The sequence below is a fragment of the Flavobacterium sp. SH_e genome, from assembly GCF_025717045.1.
Lineage (GTDB): Bacteria > Bacteroidota > Bacteroidia > Flavobacteriales > Flavobacteriaceae > Flavobacterium.
Map to the genome: position 1 here is coordinate 279,085 of NZ_JAOVZN010000005.1, position 18,427 is coordinate 297,511.

15 protein-coding genes are annotated in these 18,427 nt (G+C 34.8%); 13 read left to right on the plus strand and 2 right to left on the minus strand.

Annotated elements, in window-relative coordinates; genetic code table 11:
* Positions 1–2 precede the first annotated feature (2 nt).
* The gene (locus OD917_RS09135) at positions 3–620 is read left to right on the plus strand and encodes an IS3 family transposase (RefSeq protein WP_263523233.1); all 618 of its coding nucleotides are present in this window, start codon (positions 3–5) and stop codon (positions 618–620) included.
* A gap of 111 nt (positions 621–731) precedes the next feature.
* On the opposite strand, the gene OD917_RS09140 is transcribed toward OD917_RS09135, so the two are convergent.
* Together OD917_RS09140 and OD917_RS09145 are read right to left on the minus strand one after the other, a co-directional pair.
* Entirely contained in the window at positions 732–2,156 is a 1,425-nt protein-coding gene (locus OD917_RS09140) for an amino acid permease (RefSeq protein ID WP_263523234.1), read from the minus strand.
* A gap of 207 nt (positions 2,157–2,363) precedes the next feature.
* Complete coding sequence (locus OD917_RS09145; protein WP_263523235.1) at positions 2,364–3,884, minus strand: carbohydrate-binding domain-containing protein; 1,521 nt, start codon at positions 3,882–3,884, stop codon at positions 2,364–2,366.
* A 558-nt stretch (positions 3,885–4,442) separates the two neighbouring features.
* Between OD917_RS09145 and OD917_RS09150 the strand changes: the two genes are divergently transcribed.
* From OD917_RS09150 to OD917_RS09205, 12 genes are all read left to right on the plus strand, one after another.
* Complete coding sequence (locus tag OD917_RS09150) at positions 4,443–5,048, plus strand: DUF4255 domain-containing protein (protein ID WP_263523236.1); 606 nt, start codon at positions 4,443–4,445, stop codon at positions 5,046–5,048.
* Entirely contained in the window at positions 5,045–5,881 is an 837-nt protein-coding gene (locus tag OD917_RS09155; protein WP_263523237.1) for a hypothetical protein, read from the plus strand. Before OD917_RS09150 ends, OD917_RS09155 begins: the two co-directional genes overlap by 4 nt.
* A 21-nt stretch (positions 5,882–5,902) precedes the next feature.
* Complete coding sequence (locus OD917_RS09160; protein ID WP_263523238.1) at positions 5,903–8,077, plus strand: phage tail sheath C-terminal domain-containing protein; 2,175 nt, start codon at positions 5,903–5,905, stop codon at positions 8,075–8,077.
* Positions 8,078–8,104: 27 nt separating this feature from the next.
* Complete coding sequence (locus OD917_RS09165) at positions 8,105–8,533, plus strand: phage tail protein (RefSeq protein ID WP_111290789.1); 429 nt, start codon at positions 8,105–8,107, stop codon at positions 8,531–8,533.
* Positions 8,534–8,535: 2 nt separating this feature from the next.
* Positions 8,536–8,982 (plus strand): phage tail protein, encoded by a 447-nt coding sequence (locus tag OD917_RS09170; protein WP_263523239.1) that lies wholly within the window; start codon positions 8,536–8,538, stop codon positions 8,980–8,982.
* A 7-nt stretch (positions 8,983–8,989) separates the two neighbouring features.
* Complete coding sequence (locus OD917_RS09175) at positions 8,990–9,154, plus strand: DUF5908 family protein (RefSeq protein ID WP_263523240.1); 165 nt, start codon at positions 8,990–8,992, stop codon at positions 9,152–9,154.
* Between the two features lies 1 nt (position 9,155).
* Positions 9,156–9,845, plus strand: a complete 690-nt coding sequence (locus tag OD917_RS09180; RefSeq protein WP_263523241.1) for a CIS tube protein — start codon at positions 9,156–9,158, stop codon at positions 9,843–9,845.
* Complete coding sequence (gene vgrG / locus OD917_RS09185; protein WP_263523242.1) at positions 9,846–11,591, plus strand: type VI secretion system tip protein VgrG; 1,746 nt, start codon at positions 9,846–9,848, stop codon at positions 11,589–11,591.
* Positions 11,592–11,655: 64 nt separating this feature from the next.
* A complete protein-coding gene (locus OD917_RS09190) occupies positions 11,656–11,946 on the plus strand; it encodes a PAAR domain-containing protein (RefSeq protein WP_111290781.1) in 291 nt (96 codons plus the stop codon).
* Positions 11,947–11,948: 2 nt separating this feature from the next.
* On the plus strand, positions 11,949–12,359 hold the full coding sequence (locus OD917_RS09195; protein WP_263523243.1) for a GPW/gp25 family protein: 411 nt from the start codon (positions 11,949–11,951) through the stop codon (positions 12,357–12,359).
* Positions 12,360–12,372: 13 nt separating this feature from the next.
* Positions 12,373–15,732, plus strand: coding sequence for a baseplate J/gp47 family protein (locus OD917_RS09200; RefSeq protein WP_263523244.1), 3,360 nt, complete (start codon positions 12,373–12,375; stop codon positions 15,730–15,732).
* Positions 15,720–18,422 carry a hypothetical protein gene (locus OD917_RS09205; protein ID WP_263523245.1) on the plus strand — a complete coding sequence of 901 codons (2,703 nt, stop codon included), beginning with the start codon at positions 15,720–15,722 and terminating at the stop codon, positions 18,420–18,422. Before OD917_RS09200 ends, OD917_RS09205 begins: the two co-directional genes overlap by 13 nt.
* Positions 18,423–18,427 lie beyond the last annotated feature (5 nt).

Here is an 18,427-nt window from a genome sequence, read left to right on the forward strand (position 1 = left end):
TAATGAAACAAAGCAAAAAAAGTTATAATAATGATTTCAAATTAAAAATCGTAAAGTTAAGTTTTGAAAAAAGAAAACAAGAAGACCTCGCAAAAGAATTCAACATAACAAGCAACTCGATTATAAACTGGCGAAAAAATTTTATTATTAATGGTGAAGAAAATTTTTCTTTATTAGGAAAAACAAAACTAACGGAACAGGAAAAAAAAATATACGCTCTTAAAACAGAAATAAAAAAAACGGATATTAAATTTGACATTATAAATGGTGCAATAGATTACCTAAATAAAGGATTACCAGCGACATATCAATATATAAAAGAAAATGAAAAAAAATACTCAAGTTATCTAATGTGTTCAACACTTGGTATTAGTTTAGATAGTTACAAAAAGTGGAAAAACAATTATATTTCCGAAAGGAAAAAATGGAAAATAAAACTAAAAGAAGAAATTACTTCTATATTTATCAACTCAAAAATGCGTTACGGATCCATGCGTATAGCAGTTGAACTTCAAAAATCAGGTAATAAAGTATCAGCTGACACAGTACTTAATTGCATGCGTGAATTAAACTTATATGCTTTGGAAAAAAACAACAAACCCGATCGCGCGAATTTGTAATCCGTGCCCGCAAAGTATATCTTAACAGACAAAAAAAATGCGCAAAGTCAAAGACATTTGCGCAACTTTTCAGTTTATACTTTTCGGAAAGTGAGAAAAGTAAAAGCTTATTTATTCCTTCGTTTTAAAAACCTTATAAAACACAAAAAGAATCCCCAGCCAAATCGGAATTAATTCTACAGATATCTTCATATTCGTCATCCACATAATGGATAAAATACCTAATAAAAATATGAAACAGATATAATTGCTTACAGGATAAAATATAGAAGCAAACTTCGTTTTGGTGTTTTCTCTGTCTTTGGCGCGTCTAAATTGCAGATGCGTGTACGAAATCATAACCCAGTTAATCACTAAGCAAGACACTACTAAAGACATTAAAATACTAAAAGCTTCTTCTGGAATTACTTTATTGATTAAAATACAGATCGCAGCAAAACAAGAAGAAATTAAAATAGCATTAACTGGAACTGATTGTTTGTTTAGCTTCTTTAAAAATTGAGGAGCACTTCCTTGATCTGCTAAACCAAATAACATTCGCGAGTTACTGTATACGCTACTATTGTATACTGATAAAGCTGCGGTTAATACAATTAAATTAAGCACATTAGCGATAAGACTTGTAAAAAATATTTTGCGTCCAAAAAGCTCAAATTCCATTCCGTTCAAGTTTTGAAAAACCATCACAAACGGACTGCTGTCTGTCGTAATTTGTCTCCAAGGCGACAAAGCAAATAAAATGACCAATGCGCCAACATAAAATATAAGAATTCTATAAATAACCTGATTGGTCGCTTTTGGAATGTTTTTTTCTGGATTTTCTGCTTCAGCGGCAGTAATTCCAATTAGTTCTAAACCGCCAAAAGAGAACATAATCAAAGCCATTGCTGACAATAAACCTTGAAAATCTCCAGTTGCCGTTTTTTCGAAGAAACCTTTTGGAAAGAAACCTCCATCGTTATACAAATTATTAATTGTAGCGTGCTCTCCTCCTGTTCCGCTTATTAGCAAATATGCACCAAAAAGAATCATAGCAATAATAGCCACAACTTTTATAATTGAAAACCAAAATTCAGTTTCTCCGTACACTTTTACAGAGGCAAAATTCAAGGCATTAATAACCAGAAAGAAAAATAAACTGGATGCCCAAAGCGGAATTTCGGGCCACCAAAACTGTACATAAACCCCAATGGCTGTAAGTTCGGCCATACTAACGAGAATATACAAAATCCAATAATTCCAGCCTGATGCAAAACCTGCAAATGAGCCGCAATATTTATAAGCAAAATAGCTAAAGCTTCCTGATACAGGTTCTTCCACAACCATTTCGCCAAGCTGTCTCATAATAAAGAAAGCGATAATTCCGGCAATAGCATATCCTAAAATAACAGATGGCCCTGCTAATACGGCCGCTGGACCAATGCCAAGGAAAAGACCTGTTCCTATAGATCCGCCTAAGGCAATTAACTGAATGTGTCTATTAGTTAGTCCACGTTTAAGCTGATTCTCTTCTACAGCATCATGATTATTTTTCACAGATTATGTTTTAAAGGTATTTAAATGTATTCAGAAATGTATAAAAAGCGAAGATAAGTTAAAAAAGGAATCGTACAAAGCTTCTTTCTGTAGCATCTGTCAGAATTAGCTATAAATAGTTCAGTTTTGCCCATTTGCAGGATAAATTTAAAACAGAAAAGTCCATCCGCGTGCGAATGAACTTTCCAATAAATTATTAAAAAACAACTATTGTCTCCCAGGACCTGTACTGCCTCCAATTTTTGTTACCATAGACGTCAACGTAAAACTTGAGGATAATGTAGGATTGCTAAAAGTTCCTCCTAAATATAATCCATTAAACTCCGTTGCATTACTAACGCTAGAAACCGTTACCAATTTATAAGTTTTACCCGAACTGAATGCACTGCCAGACAATAATAAGGTCGTAAAACTTGCAGGCGATTTAAATGTCATTACCTCTGCGTTATCACTATTTAGTACGCTATATATAGTACCAGAATTTCCACCGTCTAGTATAGCAGAAGCCTGTGTAGATACGCTTGCCGTTGGTGAACTGGTTGCTCCTCCAGCACCAATTAGCAATCCGCCCGTAATTTTAAATGTATTACTATCGCAATCAAAACCTTCTTCAGGGCTTTTAGCTCCTATCGCAAAGATTTTTCCGCCCGTTACGGTAAGCGTACCATTAGAATCAATTCCATCATTTGTTGTACTGTAAGCAACAATAGTTCCTCCATTAATGTAAATTGCATCTCCAGCGTTGATTGCGTCATCAACCGCTTTGATATAGATTTCTCCGTCATTGATTGTCAAGGTGCTTTTACTTTCTATTCCTTCTCCTCCTTCACCTGTTGTGGTAACATTAATAGTACCGCCATTAATTACAACATAAGGATCAATTGTGTCATCGGTATCGTATGAAGCAACTATTCCGTCATCAGCAACAGTAGCAGTGATTGTTCCATCATTGATGATAATATGTCCTTCTTCGGCTTCGATACCATCGCTTGAAGCATTAATATTCAAAGTGCCTCCGTCGATATAAACCGCATCGTTTGCATGAATACCATCTGAAGAAGCTTTTGTTATATTAATCGTACCGCTTTGCACACGTATGTAGTCATCTGATACAATAGCATGTTTATTGTTTCCTACAATATTCAGAGTTCCGCTGCCTGAAAAAATAAGTTGGCCTTCGCTAAAAAAAGTTCCCTTTTGGTCTTCTGTAGAAGTAGCATAAGTTGTTCCATCTTCTAATGTGTTTGTTCCGCTAACGACAATAAAAGCACGTTTACCTGACTGGATATTTATTGCTGGTCCGTCATTATTCTTGATAGAAACGTCACTTAAAGTAAGCTTATATTTTTTATCACTGTAGATTTTAAGCATTCCATCTGTAGTGCTTCCAATTACTTCATAAGCTACTTCAGCAACTGAAGAAGTAACAGTAACATCTGCCCCAGAAATGGCAATTGTAACTCCAGCGACTTCATTTTCTGCCGTTGCACTTGTACCATTAAAGATTATTTTTACTGTAGATGAAAACGTTGAATTTGCAAGTATATCGTCGTCGTCTGCCCCAGTTTCTGATGAGCCTTCGGCAGTTCCCTTTGCAGCAGTTGCACTTATTGTAACAGGATTATCTGTGGTAATAGTATCATCATCATCTGAATCGTTGTCTTTTGAACAGGATATAGTAAAAACTCCTAAAAATAGACAGAAATAGAAATAGGTTTTGGCTTTCATCTTATTGGGTATTTATAAAATTAATAATTATGAAATGAAAATCTAAACAAGAATTATGGTAAAATTTCCAATGTAGTTTAAGAATCGATAACAATAATAAAGTCTAATATGCTTATTTAGTTATTAGTTACAAAAATCTAAATTATATTAAATTTGAAGTAAGGCGAAATAAAATATATCAATGGAAGTATTCTCTAGACAGATTTCGCAACTATGTCGACTTTACCTTTACATTCTTTTTGAAAACAGTAAAACAAGTCACTAAATAAAGGCTTTAGAGAAATCTAGAGCTTTTTTGATTATAATTCTCTTGGTTTCGAAAGACTAAAAACCAATAACAACCATTTAAAAACCAGTATTTTAACCACTTAAAAAAGGGGAAAATCCCCCTTTTCTGGTAGGCTTACATTTATCTAATTTAGTCAAATCTTAAAGCCTTGTTTTAAGCATCAGTTTAAAGCATAGTCAGAAGCCCTATTTCAAGTTACAATCTTCGCCCTACACCTTATTCCTTTCCATAAAATTTCATTTAGCATTTATAATAAATTTTGTCAAAAGATGATTTTTGAAGTAATACAAATAATTTCAGAACAAGTAAATAACTATCTCGAGGAAATTGGGTTAGAAAAATCTGTTGTTCCAGAAAATATTGCTTTTCTAGAGTCTCGCAATGAAGAGTCAGATTCAACCTCTATAAAAGATTCTGTTGTACTTACACTAATCAATTTAGCAGAAGAAGCTACTTTAAAAAACTTCCCAAACCATACTATTGACAATGTAAAAACAATTTATAAAAACGGAATTATCAACTTAAATCTCTATATCCTTTTTAGTGCCAATAGAGATAAATATATAAACTCCCTTAAGGACATTTCAAAGATTATTGAATTTTTTCAGGGAAAAAAACTTTTTACTCAAGCCAATACTATTTATAACCGAAACAGCAGCTCCATGAGCAATGTAGACAACTTTAGATTTACGGTCGAACTCTATACTCCCACTTTTGAGGAATTAAATTATATCTGGGGAACACTCGGCGGAAAACAGCTTCCGTCGGCTTTATACAAATTGAGCATGATCCAAATTGAGCGCAATATTGCACAAGCAGAAGGACAGCTTATTGGCGAATTTACAGGAGTAACTAAACGAAAAGAACAGTCATGAGTTATTCTTCTACATACGGATTGTTGTTTCAAGTAACGCTTCTTCATAATTATTTTTTGAATAACGGAGAGGAAACTTTTACAAGCATGACAGATGATAAAAAAGATAAAATGATGCAGCAATTTAGTGCAGATGCATTTATAGCCATAACGCCAACTTTAGAAACCACCACTGTACTCAAAAACTATAAAATGGTGTTCAAAAAAACCAAAACAGGTTTCGGAATATATATTAAACTAAAAGATGAATTAGATCCATTTATAAAAGTCCCTGCTGATTTGAACCTAACATTTTTAATTAAAATTAATGACTATCAATTTGAAAATTATACTAATCTTGATTTTGCTCTTACTCAAGCATATCTTTTCAGTAATGTAAAACCATTGACTGAACCCGTTTCATTTAAATATATTCCGAAAATAAGTGACAACAAACTTATTTCAAATGCCTATTTAGTATCTGAAAAAACCACTGCCGACTTACTTTCAATACTGCAGCCGTCTGAACAGCAAAATGTCTTTGGAGTTATTTCGCTTACCGCTAAAGGTGACAACAGCTCAGAAAATAGTATAGACGATTTGGGCAAAATGATAAGTCCGAATTTTAAAATTCATTTTGATAATCGGAAAACGCTCTGGAAATACATCAACCGTAAAGCAGGAACCGAAATTAAAACCAAGACTGCAAAACCATTAACGCGATCTGGTTTTATAGAGATTGACCCTGTTAACGATTTGGATCCTTCGCAACCTGCAGAAAGTCAATATCCAAATCCGTCTGTAAAATCAATAACAAAAATCGATAGTGATTACTATTCAGAAATATTTATTTAATAATTAAAAAACAATTCAATTATGGCAACAACTTACAAAACGCCTGGAGTATATGTTGAGGAAATCGTAAAGTTCCCTCCTTCTGTTGCCCAGGTAGAGACAGCGATTCCGTGTTTTATTGGCTATACTGAAAAAGCCACTAATAAGATTAATGGAGATTTGAAATTAAAACCAACAAGAATAACATCTCTTTTAGAATATGAACGCTTTTTTGGCTTTGCAAAACCAGAAACTACAATTAGTGTTACCATTAATGATGTAGTTGATAATGGTGCGACAACAAGATCTCTTATTGTAAACCAACCGTCTAGCAGACAGCCTTTTTTAATGTATTATTCAATGCAATTGTTCTTTGCAAATGGCGGTGGACCATGTTACATTATATCCGTTGGACGTTATGGAGATGATTTAGATGATGCTGATACAAAAGTAACCGCTATAAATGATAGCGCTCAATTAAAAAAAGGTTTGCTAGAATTAGAAAAAGTTGATGAACCTACACTTATCCTTTTTCCAGATGCTACTCAAGTGACTGGTATTAATGCAACTGACTTTTACGGTTTGTATAATGATGCCTTGAACCAATGTAAAAACCTGCAGGATCGATTTACACTTATTGACACACTTAGCTATGATGCTTCCAGCCCAACAGATACAAACATTGATGATTTGAGAGGAGTTATTAGTTCGGAGAAAGATACTTTAAAATATGGAGCTGCTTATTATCCGCATTTAGAGACTATTCTAGATTACAGATACAATGCAAGTGAAATTTTAATTAAACATTTTACTTCACCTACACCTGATGCCATGTCGACTGTATTGAGCAATTTAGCAAGTTCAAAAGCTGCAATTGGACCACTAATTAGCAAATTAAAAACAGTTCCAGGAACAAATGATAATCTAACAGGAAGTATAGCCGAAGTTTTGAAGTTTATTGAATCAACCGACGGCTTTAGTAACGCAGCCGCAACTGCAGCAAAAGAAGCAGCCATTACAGGAGGAGCAACAGAAGCTGAAGCCGAAGCCGCAGCAGCTGCCGCAGGAACTTTTACGGTGACAAAAAACAATCAGTTTATACCCTTATTAGAAACTTTGACTAAAGATCTAACCAATCTTATAGGTGAAAAAGAAAAAATTAAAAAAGCAGCATTAGCAGCAATAGCTTCTGATGAAGAAGATCAAGCAACTAGAGACGCTATTACAGCAGCTTTAAAAAATCTCACTGATCCTTTTGAATTATCCGATAAAATTGAAACCGCTAAAACCAATTTGGTTGATTTATTAGGAAAAGCAAAAACCGCAAATACCAAAGTAAAAATAACCGCTAACATTAAAGGAGCAGATGGTGTTACTACTGTGCTTTCTGAAATTCCAAAAATTTTGCATTTCACAGCACCAACTTCTATACTTGGCTTGCCAGCTGCTATCGTCTTTGATGTTGACCCTTTTGCTTCTATTATATCTACTATCGATGCAATTATCGCCACTGTAACAGATGCAAAACCAAAAGATACAAATAATGGCGCTATGAATGGTCGCTATTTAGCAGATATTACAGAGCTTGATAACGTTACTTACAATAAAATACTTTCTGAAATCTCTAATCTTTCAATAACGCTGCCACCAAGTTCTGCCATAGCAGGAATTTATGCAAGAGTAGACGCTGACCGTGGCGTATGGAAAGCACCAGCCAATGTTAGTTTAAACTATGTCATTGCTCCTACAGTAAAAATCACTAATAATATACAAGACGGATTAAATATTGATACGGTTGCAGGTAAATCCATAAACGCTATCAGAACATTTACCGGCAAAGGTACTTTGGTTTGGGGATCAAGAACCTTAGCTGGTAATGATAGCGAATGGCGTTATGTGCCAGTTCGCCGCTTCTTTAATATGGCCGAAGAATCTATTAAAAAAGCAACCGAACAGTTTGTTTTTGAACCTAACGATGCCAATACTTGGATAAGAGTAAGAGCCATGATTGAGAATTTCTTAATTCTTCAATGGAGAGCGGGAGCTTTGGCTGGAGCCAAACCAGAACAAGCATTCTACGTAAGAATCGGATTGGGACAAACCATGTCTGCTATGGATATTTTAGACGGTAAAATGATAATCGAAATCGGTATGGCGGTAGTTCGTCCAGCTGAGTTTATCATCCTACGTTTCTCTCACAAAATGCAGGAATCTTAATTAAATCATCATTAAAAAATATAGATCATGAGTTATCCGTTACCAAAGTTTCATTTCTCAGTTGACTGGGGAGGAACAAAAATAGGTTTTACAGAAGTTTCCGGATTAGATGTAGAAACCGAAGTTATTGAATACCGTCAGGGCGCTAGTCCGGAATACAGCAAAATCAAAATGCCTGGCATGCAAAAGTTCTCTAACATTACGATGAAAAGAGGCACTTTTAAAAGCGATAATGAATACTACGCTTGGTGGAACACAGTAAAACTAAACACCATCGAAAGAAGGGATATTACCATCAAATTACTTAATGAGGAGCACGAGCCCGTGATTACTTGGAAAGTGAAAAATGCGTGGCCTACAAAAGTGCAGTCAACTGATTTAAAAGCTGATGGAAACGAAGTAGCTATCGAGTCAATCGAATTGGTTCATGAAGGTTTATCTATTCAAAATGACTAGTCATGTCTAACTACTATCCACCCGTAGGCTTTCATTTTCTGGTTGAATTTAATAAACTGGGCACAAAAGAAAAAGACCATCAATTTCAATCCGTATCAGGACTTTCTGTAGATCTTGAAACGGAAGAAATTGTTGAGGGTGGAGAAAACAGATTCAAACACAAACTACCCGTTAAAACCAAATATCCAAACTTGGTTTTAAAAAGGGGAATATTGATTGATTCTGACGTAATTGAATGGTGCCGAAAAGCATTAGAAAATTTTGAATTTAAGCCCGTTGATTTAACTGTAAAACTCTTGAATCAAGATCGCGAACCTTTAATGCACTGGAAAGTTATACATGCCTATCCTGTAAAATGGGCCGTTGAAGATTTTAGTGCCTTAGAAAGCAAAATCGTTGTTGAAAGCTTTGAGCTTGCTTATAATTATTTCACGCTTCATAAAAAATAATTTTATCATGCCAATTGAAATCAAAGAGCTTCACATTAAAATAAACGTGAACGAAAGCTCAAATTCGGGTGCAAAACCAGCTTCTTCTTCTTCATCTAATAATGAAAAAGATACTGTAGCTGAATGTGTCGAGCAAGTAATGAAGATTATTGAACGAAAAAAAGAACGCTGATATGACAAATGGTGAATTAAAAAAACTGAAGATCATTGCTTATAGCGATCCACAATTCAACAATCCTGTTTCGGGTATTGAAGAGTTCGTTACTTTGATGAATCCAGAGAAATATACTTTTCATTACAAGATTGAGCAAGACACAACTCAGGCCGCAGGAACGAGCAGTCCTGCACCAAGGTTTACTGCAATTGCTCCAGAGGAATTAGAGTTGGATTTTGTTTTTGATCGAACAGGTGTTATTGCAGGCAAAGAAAGTACCGAAAATGGTGTTATTGAAGACATTGAACATTTTAGAAAAGTAATTCTAGAATATAATGGCACAGAACATAAGCCAAATTATTTGAAAATTGCTTGGGGAAGTCTGTTGTTCAAAGGCTCTCTAACCGAAATGACCATTGAGTACAAACTTTTCAGGCCAGATGGAACGCCTATTAGAGCCATAGCAAAAGGAAAATTTAAAGGTGTTGTTGAAGATGAATTGAGAGCAAAACAGCAAAACAATCAATCTCCTGATTTAACGCATACCAGAATTGTAAAAGCGGGCGATACGCTTCCTTTAATGTCGTTTAGAATCTACGGCGACTCAAAATATTATCTCGAAGTGGCAAAAGCCAACAAGCTTATCAATTTCAGAAAATTAAAAATTGGCCAGAAAATATTTTTCCCTCCACTGCAAAAACAACAATAGATGAACAATAGCGACGTCATACAAACCAGTAAAAGTGCCGATTTAGTAACGCATAAATTGCTCATTGAGGGAACTGAGCTGTCTGGTGTTTACCAAGTAATGAGCATTGTAGTTCATAATGAAGTAAACAGAATACCTATGGCACAGATTGTTTTGACTGATGGAGATGCTGCTTCAAGAGATTTTAAATTAAGCAATGAAGATTTGCTCATTCCGGGCAAAAAAATAGAAATCAAAGCGGGTTATCACAGTGACGAAGAGACTATTTACAAAGGAATCGTCGTAAAACATTCCATAAAAATAAAAGACAAATCGTCCCTGTTGATTGTAGAATGCAAAGACGAAGCCGTAAAAATGACTATCGGGAGAAAAAGCAAATACTTTTATGACGTAAAAGACAGTGATGCTTTTGAAGACATTATTGGCACTTACGGATTGCAAAAAGATGTAGAAAGCACAAATTATAGCCACAAAGAGTTAGTGCAATATAATACATCTGATTGGGATTTTATTGTTTCTCGTGCTCAGGCTAATGGAAAATTATGTTTTGTTGAAAATGGAAAAATCTCGGTTAAAAAGCCAGATTTAACTTCAGAATCAGTTGAAACGGTTGCTTTTGGTGCCACTATGCTAGATTTTGATGCTGAGATTGATGCAAGAAATCAGTTTGCCAAAGTTTCATCCTATAGCTGGAATGCATCCAATCAGGAATTATTAGAAATTGAAGCTAAAGATCCTAGTGTAAGTCTAAACGGAAATTTAGCTGCTTCGGATTTATCCGATATCGTAAAACTGGAAAATTTAGAATTGCGTCACGGCGGTCATGTTACCGATACCGAATTGCAAGATTGGGCCGATGCAAAATTACTATTTCAACAGCTGTCAAAAGTTCGCGGAAGAGTTAAATTTCAAGGTATTCCCGCTGTAAAACCCAATACCATTATTACGCTTGAAGGCGTTGGAGACCGCTTTAATGGCAAAGCATATGTTACTGGAGTTTTCCATGAAATAGCAAATGGTAACTGGACTGTAAATGTGCAGTTTGGATTAAATCCAGAATGGTTTTCTGAAACTTATGATGTCAATACGCCATCCGCTTCAGGAATAATTCCATCCATAAAAGGACTGCATATTGGTATTGTAACGCAACTTCAGGACGATCCCGACGGCGAAGACCGAATTTTGGTAAAAATCCCAATCATCAATAACGAGGAACAGGGAATTTGGTGCAGAGTCGCAGCTTTAGACGCAGGTGACAATAGAGGCACATTTTTCAGGCCAGAAATTGAAGACGAAGTCATTATTGGCTTCATCAACGAAGATCCAAATGATGCCATTGTTTTAGGAATGCTCCACAGCAGCGCAAAACCCGCTCCACTAAAAGCATCTGACGACAACCATCAAAAAGGAATTTTTACAAGAAGCGAAATGAAAATGCTCTTTGATGACGAAAAAAAATCAATAGCCATTGAAACTCCGGCGGGAAAAAAAATAACACTCGACGAAGACAAAGGCTCTATCGTTGTTGAAGACGAAAATTCGAACGTGATTACAATTGACAGCGCAGGAATAAAAATGGAAAGTGCGGGCGATATTTCGATAAAAGCTACAGGCGATGTAAAGATTGAAGGAATGAATGTAAATCTAAAAGCAACTGCCCAATTTAAAGCCGAAGGAAATGCTGGAGCAGAAATGTCATCGGCAGCAGTGGCGATTGTAAAAGGTAGCATTGTACAGATAAACTAACTCATATTCCGCTTTCTATCCTTCAATACTTAAATTAAAAAATTAACTATAAAAATAAGCAATTATGGGAGCACCAGCAGCAAGAATTAACGATATGCATGTTTGCCCTATGGTAACAGGAACTGTACCTCATGTTGGCGGACCAATATTACCGCCAGGATCGCCTACGGTATTAATAGGCGGCCAGCCTGCCGCTTGTTTAGGAGACATGATTGTTTGTACAGGGCCACCAGACAGTATTATTGCGGGATCAGCCACAGTGCTAATTGGAGGAAAACCAGCCGCAAGAATGGGAGATTCAACGGCACATGGCGGAACAATTATATTAGGATGCCCAACGGTTTTAATAGGTTAATTATGGAAAATAAAGAAGCTTTTTTAGGTACTGGATGGAGTTTTCCGCCAGAGTTCAAAAAGAACAGCAAAGCGGTCGTAATGACGTCTGACGAGGCAGATATTAAAAGCAGTCTGGAAATATTGCTTTCTACCAAAATCGGCGAGCGCATTATGTTGCCCAGATATGGTTGTAATATGGATGAACTGCTTTTTGAATCATTAGACAGAACACGCAAAACGTATGTTTCAGAACTCATCAAAACAGCGATTTTATATTACGAACCGCGAATTGATATTGAAAAAATTGACATAACACAAGGTAATGAATTAGAAGGGGAATTATTGGTCATTATCGATTACAGAATAAGAAGTACAAACTCAAGAAGCAATCTTGTTTATCCTTTTTACAAAGAAGAAGGCACTAATGTTTAAAAGTTTATAAGCTATGAGCACCAACGGCAGCCAAATAGACAATGTTATTTTTAAAAGAAATGGAGTTAATCAGGAAGAACGCTTTAGTGACGCATTAGAGCCTAGCAACCTAAAACTTCATGATTTTACTATTGAAGACTGGCTGTTATTTGCTTATAATTTTGCCAAAGAGGTCAACTTTTTCGACACGAATAACGATAAAAAACCAGAAGGCGACTGGCAGGAGTTTTTCAACTATTTTGGCTTTACAAAAGATAATATTCCAAAAAGAACAGACAAAGAATATGTCACTTCAAAAGAAGACATCGCCAGAACATTATCAATCGCCAATATCAATCAAGACCTTACTCCTCACCTAACCTTGTTTGTGTGTTTCCTGAAGTTGTTGGAATTATCCCAAAACAAGCTTAATCTTATTACCAAAAAGCATTTAGATTTTTTCTATAAAGACATCCTGCAAATCGAAAAACTGCCTGCAAAAGCAGATAAAGTCAATATCATTTTTGAATTAGCCAAAAAAATAGCCGAAGAAAAAATCGACGCAAATACAGAACTTGACGCAGGAAAAGATCCAGATGGAAAAAAAATAATTTACAAAACCACAGAAGAATTTATTGCCAATAAAGCGAATATAGCGTATTTAAAAAGTGTATATAATGACGTTGATTTAGGTGAAATTAAATGCAGCGAAATTGCCAATTCTCTAGATGGAAAAGGCGAACCTCTAAAAGAAGATGCGCCGTATTGGTTTCCATTTGGATATACTTCCAATGAAGAAAAATACCCAAAACTAGAAGATGCTAAATTAGGTTTTGCAATAGCTTCGGAATTATTTAATCTTAAAGAAGGCGATAGAAGCATTGACATCACTATTACTTTTGATGAGGCTTTAACTTTTCATCATCCGCTTAACGTAGATGATCTTTTGAAAAATATCAGCATACTATATAGTGGAAAAAAAGGATGGATCGGAAATATTAAACTTAGTACAGCGATTACTTTTAAAAATGTGAATCAATCTTCAAACATTGACAGCAATCAATTAAGATTGGTTTTTCAGATACCAAAAGATAATCCAGCGATTGTCAATTACGATCAGACAGTTTTAGGCGAATTTTTCTCTACTGAACTGCCTGTAATTCGATTCTTAATTAATACGCAAGATAAAAAAGGACATGCTCTTTTTAGAAGTCTAGTTACAAAATCAATAAAAAGTATTAAAGCAAAAGTTGAGGTTACGGATGTAAAATCTTTAATATTAGAAAGTGATACTGGCTTGCTTAATGCCACAAAACCCTTCTATCCTTTTACAACTCAACCCGAAAAGAACAGTGCATTTATCATAAATTATCCTGAAATTTTTTCTAAAAATTGGACAGATGCAGCTATTAACATAAAATGGAAAAATACTCCCTCATCATTTGTAACTCATTATGCCGCTTATAAAAAAAGTTTCCTCGAGACCATAAGCCAAAATATTTTTGACAACGCAATATTCCACGATATTAGCCGTGAAGCCAAAATGAAGGCCAATCAGCCTGAAGATGAAAAAGTCGTTCCAGAAATAAAGGCTGTTTCAGAAACTAAAAATTTAAGAGTTTTAAATAAAAAGAATGCTATTGTTACAAAGGACTATTTTAAAGCAACATTATCTGTTTTAAACAAAGAAGTTTGGGATGAACAAAATAACGCTGTCAATTTATTTGATGATCCAGATAATGACAAAGTATTTGAAACTAATGTCAATGTTAAAGGCACTTATGAGCTTGGCAAAAACGGTCCAATTCGATTGACCTTAAATCAATCCTTTTTGCATTCGTTATTTCCAAAAATATATACTTTGGCGATAATGAATGTGGCGAAAGACGCATCAACGCCCATTCCAAATGAGCCTTACACGCCTGTCGTAGAAAGCATAAGTCTCAATTATTCTGCTGAAGAAACTACTGAGCTTGATGCTTCAACCTACGAATCTAACCGAATAAAATTGTTTCATGAAGCTCCTTTTGGTCAGCAGGAAGAGCATTCTTATTTAAAACAGCAGGCTATAAGTAAAGAAATTTTAGATCCTTCCACTTCAATTACCAATTGTTTGGTTCCGGATTATTGCAACGGAGGCGAATTTTATCTAGGTCTTCAAGATGCCGAAATATCACAGCAAATTTCGTTATTATTTCAAATATTAGAAGGAAGCGAAAACACCAGTGTTGATACTTTTACAGGAATACAAAAGGTGGAATGGTACATCTTATGCGATAATTATTGGAAAAATCTGGATAAGGATATTTTAGCAAATGGTATCGATAACTTCTTAAAATCTGGTATCATAAAATTTGGCATTCCAAAACAGACGACAAATGACAATACGCTGTTTCCAGCCAATACTATTTGGATAAAAGCAAAAATGCACAAAGCTTATGATGCCGTTTGTAAAGTTATCGATGTAAAAACTCGAGTTGTTACCGCCCAGTTTTTTGATAACAACAATAATTTAGCTCATTTAGACAGCACATTACCTGCGAAAACAATATCGAAATTAATTACTAGAGTTCCGCAAATTAAAAGCGTTGAACAGCCTTTTAATTCGTTTGATGGAAAACCGTTAGAATCTGATCCCTCCTATTATTTGCGTGTAAGCGAACGCTTGCGCCACAAAAACAGAGCTATAACGCTTTGGGATTATGAGCATCTTATTTTACAGGAATTTCCAAATGTTTTTAGAGTAAAATGCCTTAACCATACTTTTATTTCGGGTACAGAAACCTCGTTTTTATCTCCAGGAAAAGTAACGCTAGTTGTAATTCCGGATATCGTTGATAAAAATGTATTTGATATATATGAGCCAAGAGTGAGTACAGCAACATTAAACAGCATTGAGAGTTTTATTAATTCTAAAAACTCCATGCTAGTATCTGCAAAAGTGATCAATCCTGATTATGAAAAAGTTATAATAAAACTTAATGTAAAGTTTTATCCAGAATACGATGAGAATTTTTATAAAAAACAGCTCAACGAAGATCTTATAAAATTTTTATCACCTTGGGCATTTGACACCTCAAAGCAAATCATATTCGGAGTGGAATTGCAACGAAGTATTGTTATCGAATATATCGAAAATTTATATTACGTAGATTTTCTATCTACGCTAGAAATGGCAATCTATATCAATAAGAAAACAGATAAAGAACATACTGAAACATTAAAAGATACAGAAAACAATGATGTCAATATACCTCTTTTAGACTTTCAAACAACATTGTCACCATCAAGTCCAAAAAACATTTTAGTCTCTGTTAAAAACCATATTATCAGTACCAAAATAGACACTTGCAAAGAAATAACCCCACAAGAACCTGAAAAATGTCGCTACTAAACCCACATATCACCATTCCTAAAAAATCAGCATCAGAGGACGATTTAGATTTCTTTTATTTAAGAAAAAAAGGAATCGAGTATATCGAATCTTTTGGCAGTAAATTTTGGACAGATTTTAATGAGCATGATCCAGGTATAACCATACTAGAAATGATTTCCTATGCCATTTCAGATCTTGGTATGAGACTTAATCTTCCTATAGAAAATATATTAGCATCTGATGACATTAATAAAGACATTCCAAAACAGTTTTTTAAAGCCTCAGAAGTATTGTCATCAAGTCCAGTCACACAAAATGATTACCGAAAACTATTTATAGACATAGAAGGAGTTCGAAACTGCTGGCTAGCAAAACATGAGAAAACAGTTTATGTAGACTGCAAAAAAAATCAGCTTTCTTATGACTTTAAGGATTATGAAAATCTACCCGATAACTTAAGAAAATCTTTTGAGCTAAATGGTTTGTATGATTTGTATGTAGATTTTGAAAGTTCAAAACCCTCAGATATAGAAGCTGTTAAAGAACAAATAAGAAAGCAGTATCATGCAAACAGAAATCTCTGCGAAGATCTTGTCGATATCAAAAAAGTAGTAGACTACCCGATAAAAATATGCGCAGATATTGAAGTAAATACGGAAGCCGATGAAGAATTGGTTCATGCCAATGTTCTTAATGCCCTTGAAAGCTACTTATCTACAACAGTCAATTTTTATTCACTAAAACAAATGATTGACAAAGGGTATTCGACTCTGGAAATTTTTGATGGCCCTTCTTTAAAGAACGGTTTTATTGACACAAAAGAATTGCTTATAGCCGATTTGCGAAACGAAGTGCGTCTTTCAGACATTATGAGAATCATTATGTCTGTGCCAGATGTTGTACTGATTAAAGATATTTCTTTGGGAAATTGCGGCGGTGATGACTTGGAAAACAAATGGCTTATCTGTCTTAAACCTTACCAAAAACCAGTTATTTGTGTCAAAAGTGTTTTCAATTACAACAAAGGATTACTGCCTCTAAACATCAATCAGACACAGGTAAAATTTTATTTAGAGGCCATAAAAGCCGTAAAAGACAAAGCTACAACCAATGCCAGCCAGAATAAAGAATTAGAAATACCAAATGGCGAATACCTTAACACCGATTTTTATACTACTATACAAAATGATTTTCCTGAAACTTATGGAATTGGCGAAGTAGGCCTTCCAACCCGAGCGTCTGTTGAACGTAAAGCTAAAGCAAAACAGTTAAAAGGATATCTTTTATTTTTTGATCAGATATTAGGAAGTTATTTTAAACAATTAGGACAAGTAAGCGAATTGCTTTCGGTAAGTGGTAATTTAACTCGTACGCTTTTTACTCAAGTCGTTAAAGATATTGAAGGAGCAAATGACATTGTAGATGGATATGAAAATTACACTGATGATAGCATCACAGAACTTCTTTTTGATCAGCAGGACAATAATATTGAACGCAGAAATAAAATTTTAGACCATCTCTTGTCTCGTTTCGCCGAAAACTTTTCAGAATATGTTTTTGTCAATAAAACCATTTACGGCAATACTACAGATCAGGTCGTATTGCGAGACAAAGAAAACTTTTTGAAAGATTATAAAGTCGTAAGCAAAGAGCGTGGTAATGCTTTTGATTATTACAAACAGACTATTGCCAATTTATGGAATACGAATAATGTTTCGGGAGCAGAAAAAAGGATTTCGAGACTTATTGGTATTAAAGATTACAGCCGCAGAAATCTTTCCAATTCGTTTGTCCAGATGTACAATTTTATTGATACAGACAATCAATCGGTTTATAGATGGCGTATTGTGGACAAGAATAATGAAATTGTACTTTCTTCAACAGCAGAATACTTTGACACTTCTGCTGCAAATAAAGAGCTTTATTTTGCTGTATTACAGATTATTCAGACTCGAGAATATAAAATAAAAGAGGCTTTTAAAAACGGTACAGTAAAAGACTTAACTATTATCGATAATATTTTGATTCAGCAGTCAGACGCTGGAAAATACTCTTATGACATCATAAATCCAGCAATTGATGACAAGAAAAATCCAGACCGCATTATTGCCCGAAGATTTGAATACTATAATAATCTAGCAGATTTAGAAAAATCGATTCTGGATTTGATTCAATTCATGAAAGAAGATTTTACCGAAGAAGGAATGTTTTTGGTAGAACACATGATGCTTCGTCCAGATGTAAACCAGACGACAGTAAATCCAGATACTTTCATGCCTATCTGCGCCGAAGAGTGTGGCGATTGCGAACCAATAGATCCTTACTCCTACCGCGTGAGCGTAGTGTTGCCAGGATATACATTGCGATTTGCCAATACCGATTTTAGAAATTATATAGAAAAAATAATCAAGGAAGAATTGCCAGCTCATGTTCTAGCAAAAGTATGTTGGATTGGATATCGGGAAAAAGATGTGAAAGACCCCGCAGAAAACCAGCTCGTTCAATTTGAAAAAAACTACAAAGACTATTTATTCGCCAAAACCGATTTGAATCAAGAACAGCCAGAACCGCAATTAATCAGTTTTATTAAATCACTAACCAGTCTGGACAATGTTTACCCAACAGGACGTCTATTTGACTGCAGTGATGAAAACGAACGATTGTCAGATAAAATTATACTAGGAAAAACGAATTTAGGATCACTATAAAAACT

Coding starts and splice junctions, on each gene's coding strand:
- OD917_RS09135 (WP_263523233.1), top strand. CDS start 3: ATGAAACAAAGCAAAAAAAGTTATAATAATGATTTCAAATTAAAAATC.
- OD917_RS09145 (WP_263523235.1), bottom strand. CDS start 3,884: ATGAAAGCCAAAACCTATTTCTATTTCTGTCTATTTTTAGGAGTTTTT.
- OD917_RS09150 (WP_263523236.1), top strand. CDS start 4,443: ATGATTTTTGAAGTAATACAAATAATTTCAGAACAAGTAAATAACTAT.
- OD917_RS09155 (WP_263523237.1), top strand. CDS start 5,045: ATGAGTTATTCTTCTACATACGGATTGTTGTTTCAAGTAACGCTTCTT.
- OD917_RS09160 (WP_263523238.1), top strand. CDS start 5,903: ATGGCAACAACTTACAAAACGCCTGGAGTATATGTTGAGGAAATCGTA.
- OD917_RS09165 (WP_111290789.1), top strand. CDS start 8,105: ATGAGTTATCCGTTACCAAAGTTTCATTTCTCAGTTGACTGGGGAGGA.
- OD917_RS09170 (WP_263523239.1), top strand. CDS start 8,536: ATGTCTAACTACTATCCACCCGTAGGCTTTCATTTTCTGGTTGAATTT.
- OD917_RS09175 (WP_263523240.1), top strand. CDS start 8,990: ATGCCAATTGAAATCAAAGAGCTTCACATTAAAATAAACGTGAACGAA.
- OD917_RS09180 (WP_263523241.1), top strand. CDS start 9,156: ATGACAAATGGTGAATTAAAAAAACTGAAGATCATTGCTTATAGCGAT.
- vgrG (WP_263523242.1), top strand. CDS start 9,846: ATGAACAATAGCGACGTCATACAAACCAGTAAAAGTGCCGATTTAGTA.
- OD917_RS09190 (WP_111290781.1), top strand. CDS start 11,656: ATGGGAGCACCAGCAGCAAGAATTAACGATATGCATGTTTGCCCTATG.
- OD917_RS09195 (WP_263523243.1), top strand. CDS start 11,949: ATGGAAAATAAAGAAGCTTTTTTAGGTACTGGATGGAGTTTTCCGCCA.
- OD917_RS09200 (WP_263523244.1), top strand. CDS start 12,373: ATGAGCACCAACGGCAGCCAAATAGACAATGTTATTTTTAAAAGAAAT.
- OD917_RS09205 (WP_263523245.1), top strand. CDS start 15,720: ATGTCGCTACTAAACCCACATATCACCATTCCTAAAAAATCAGCATCA.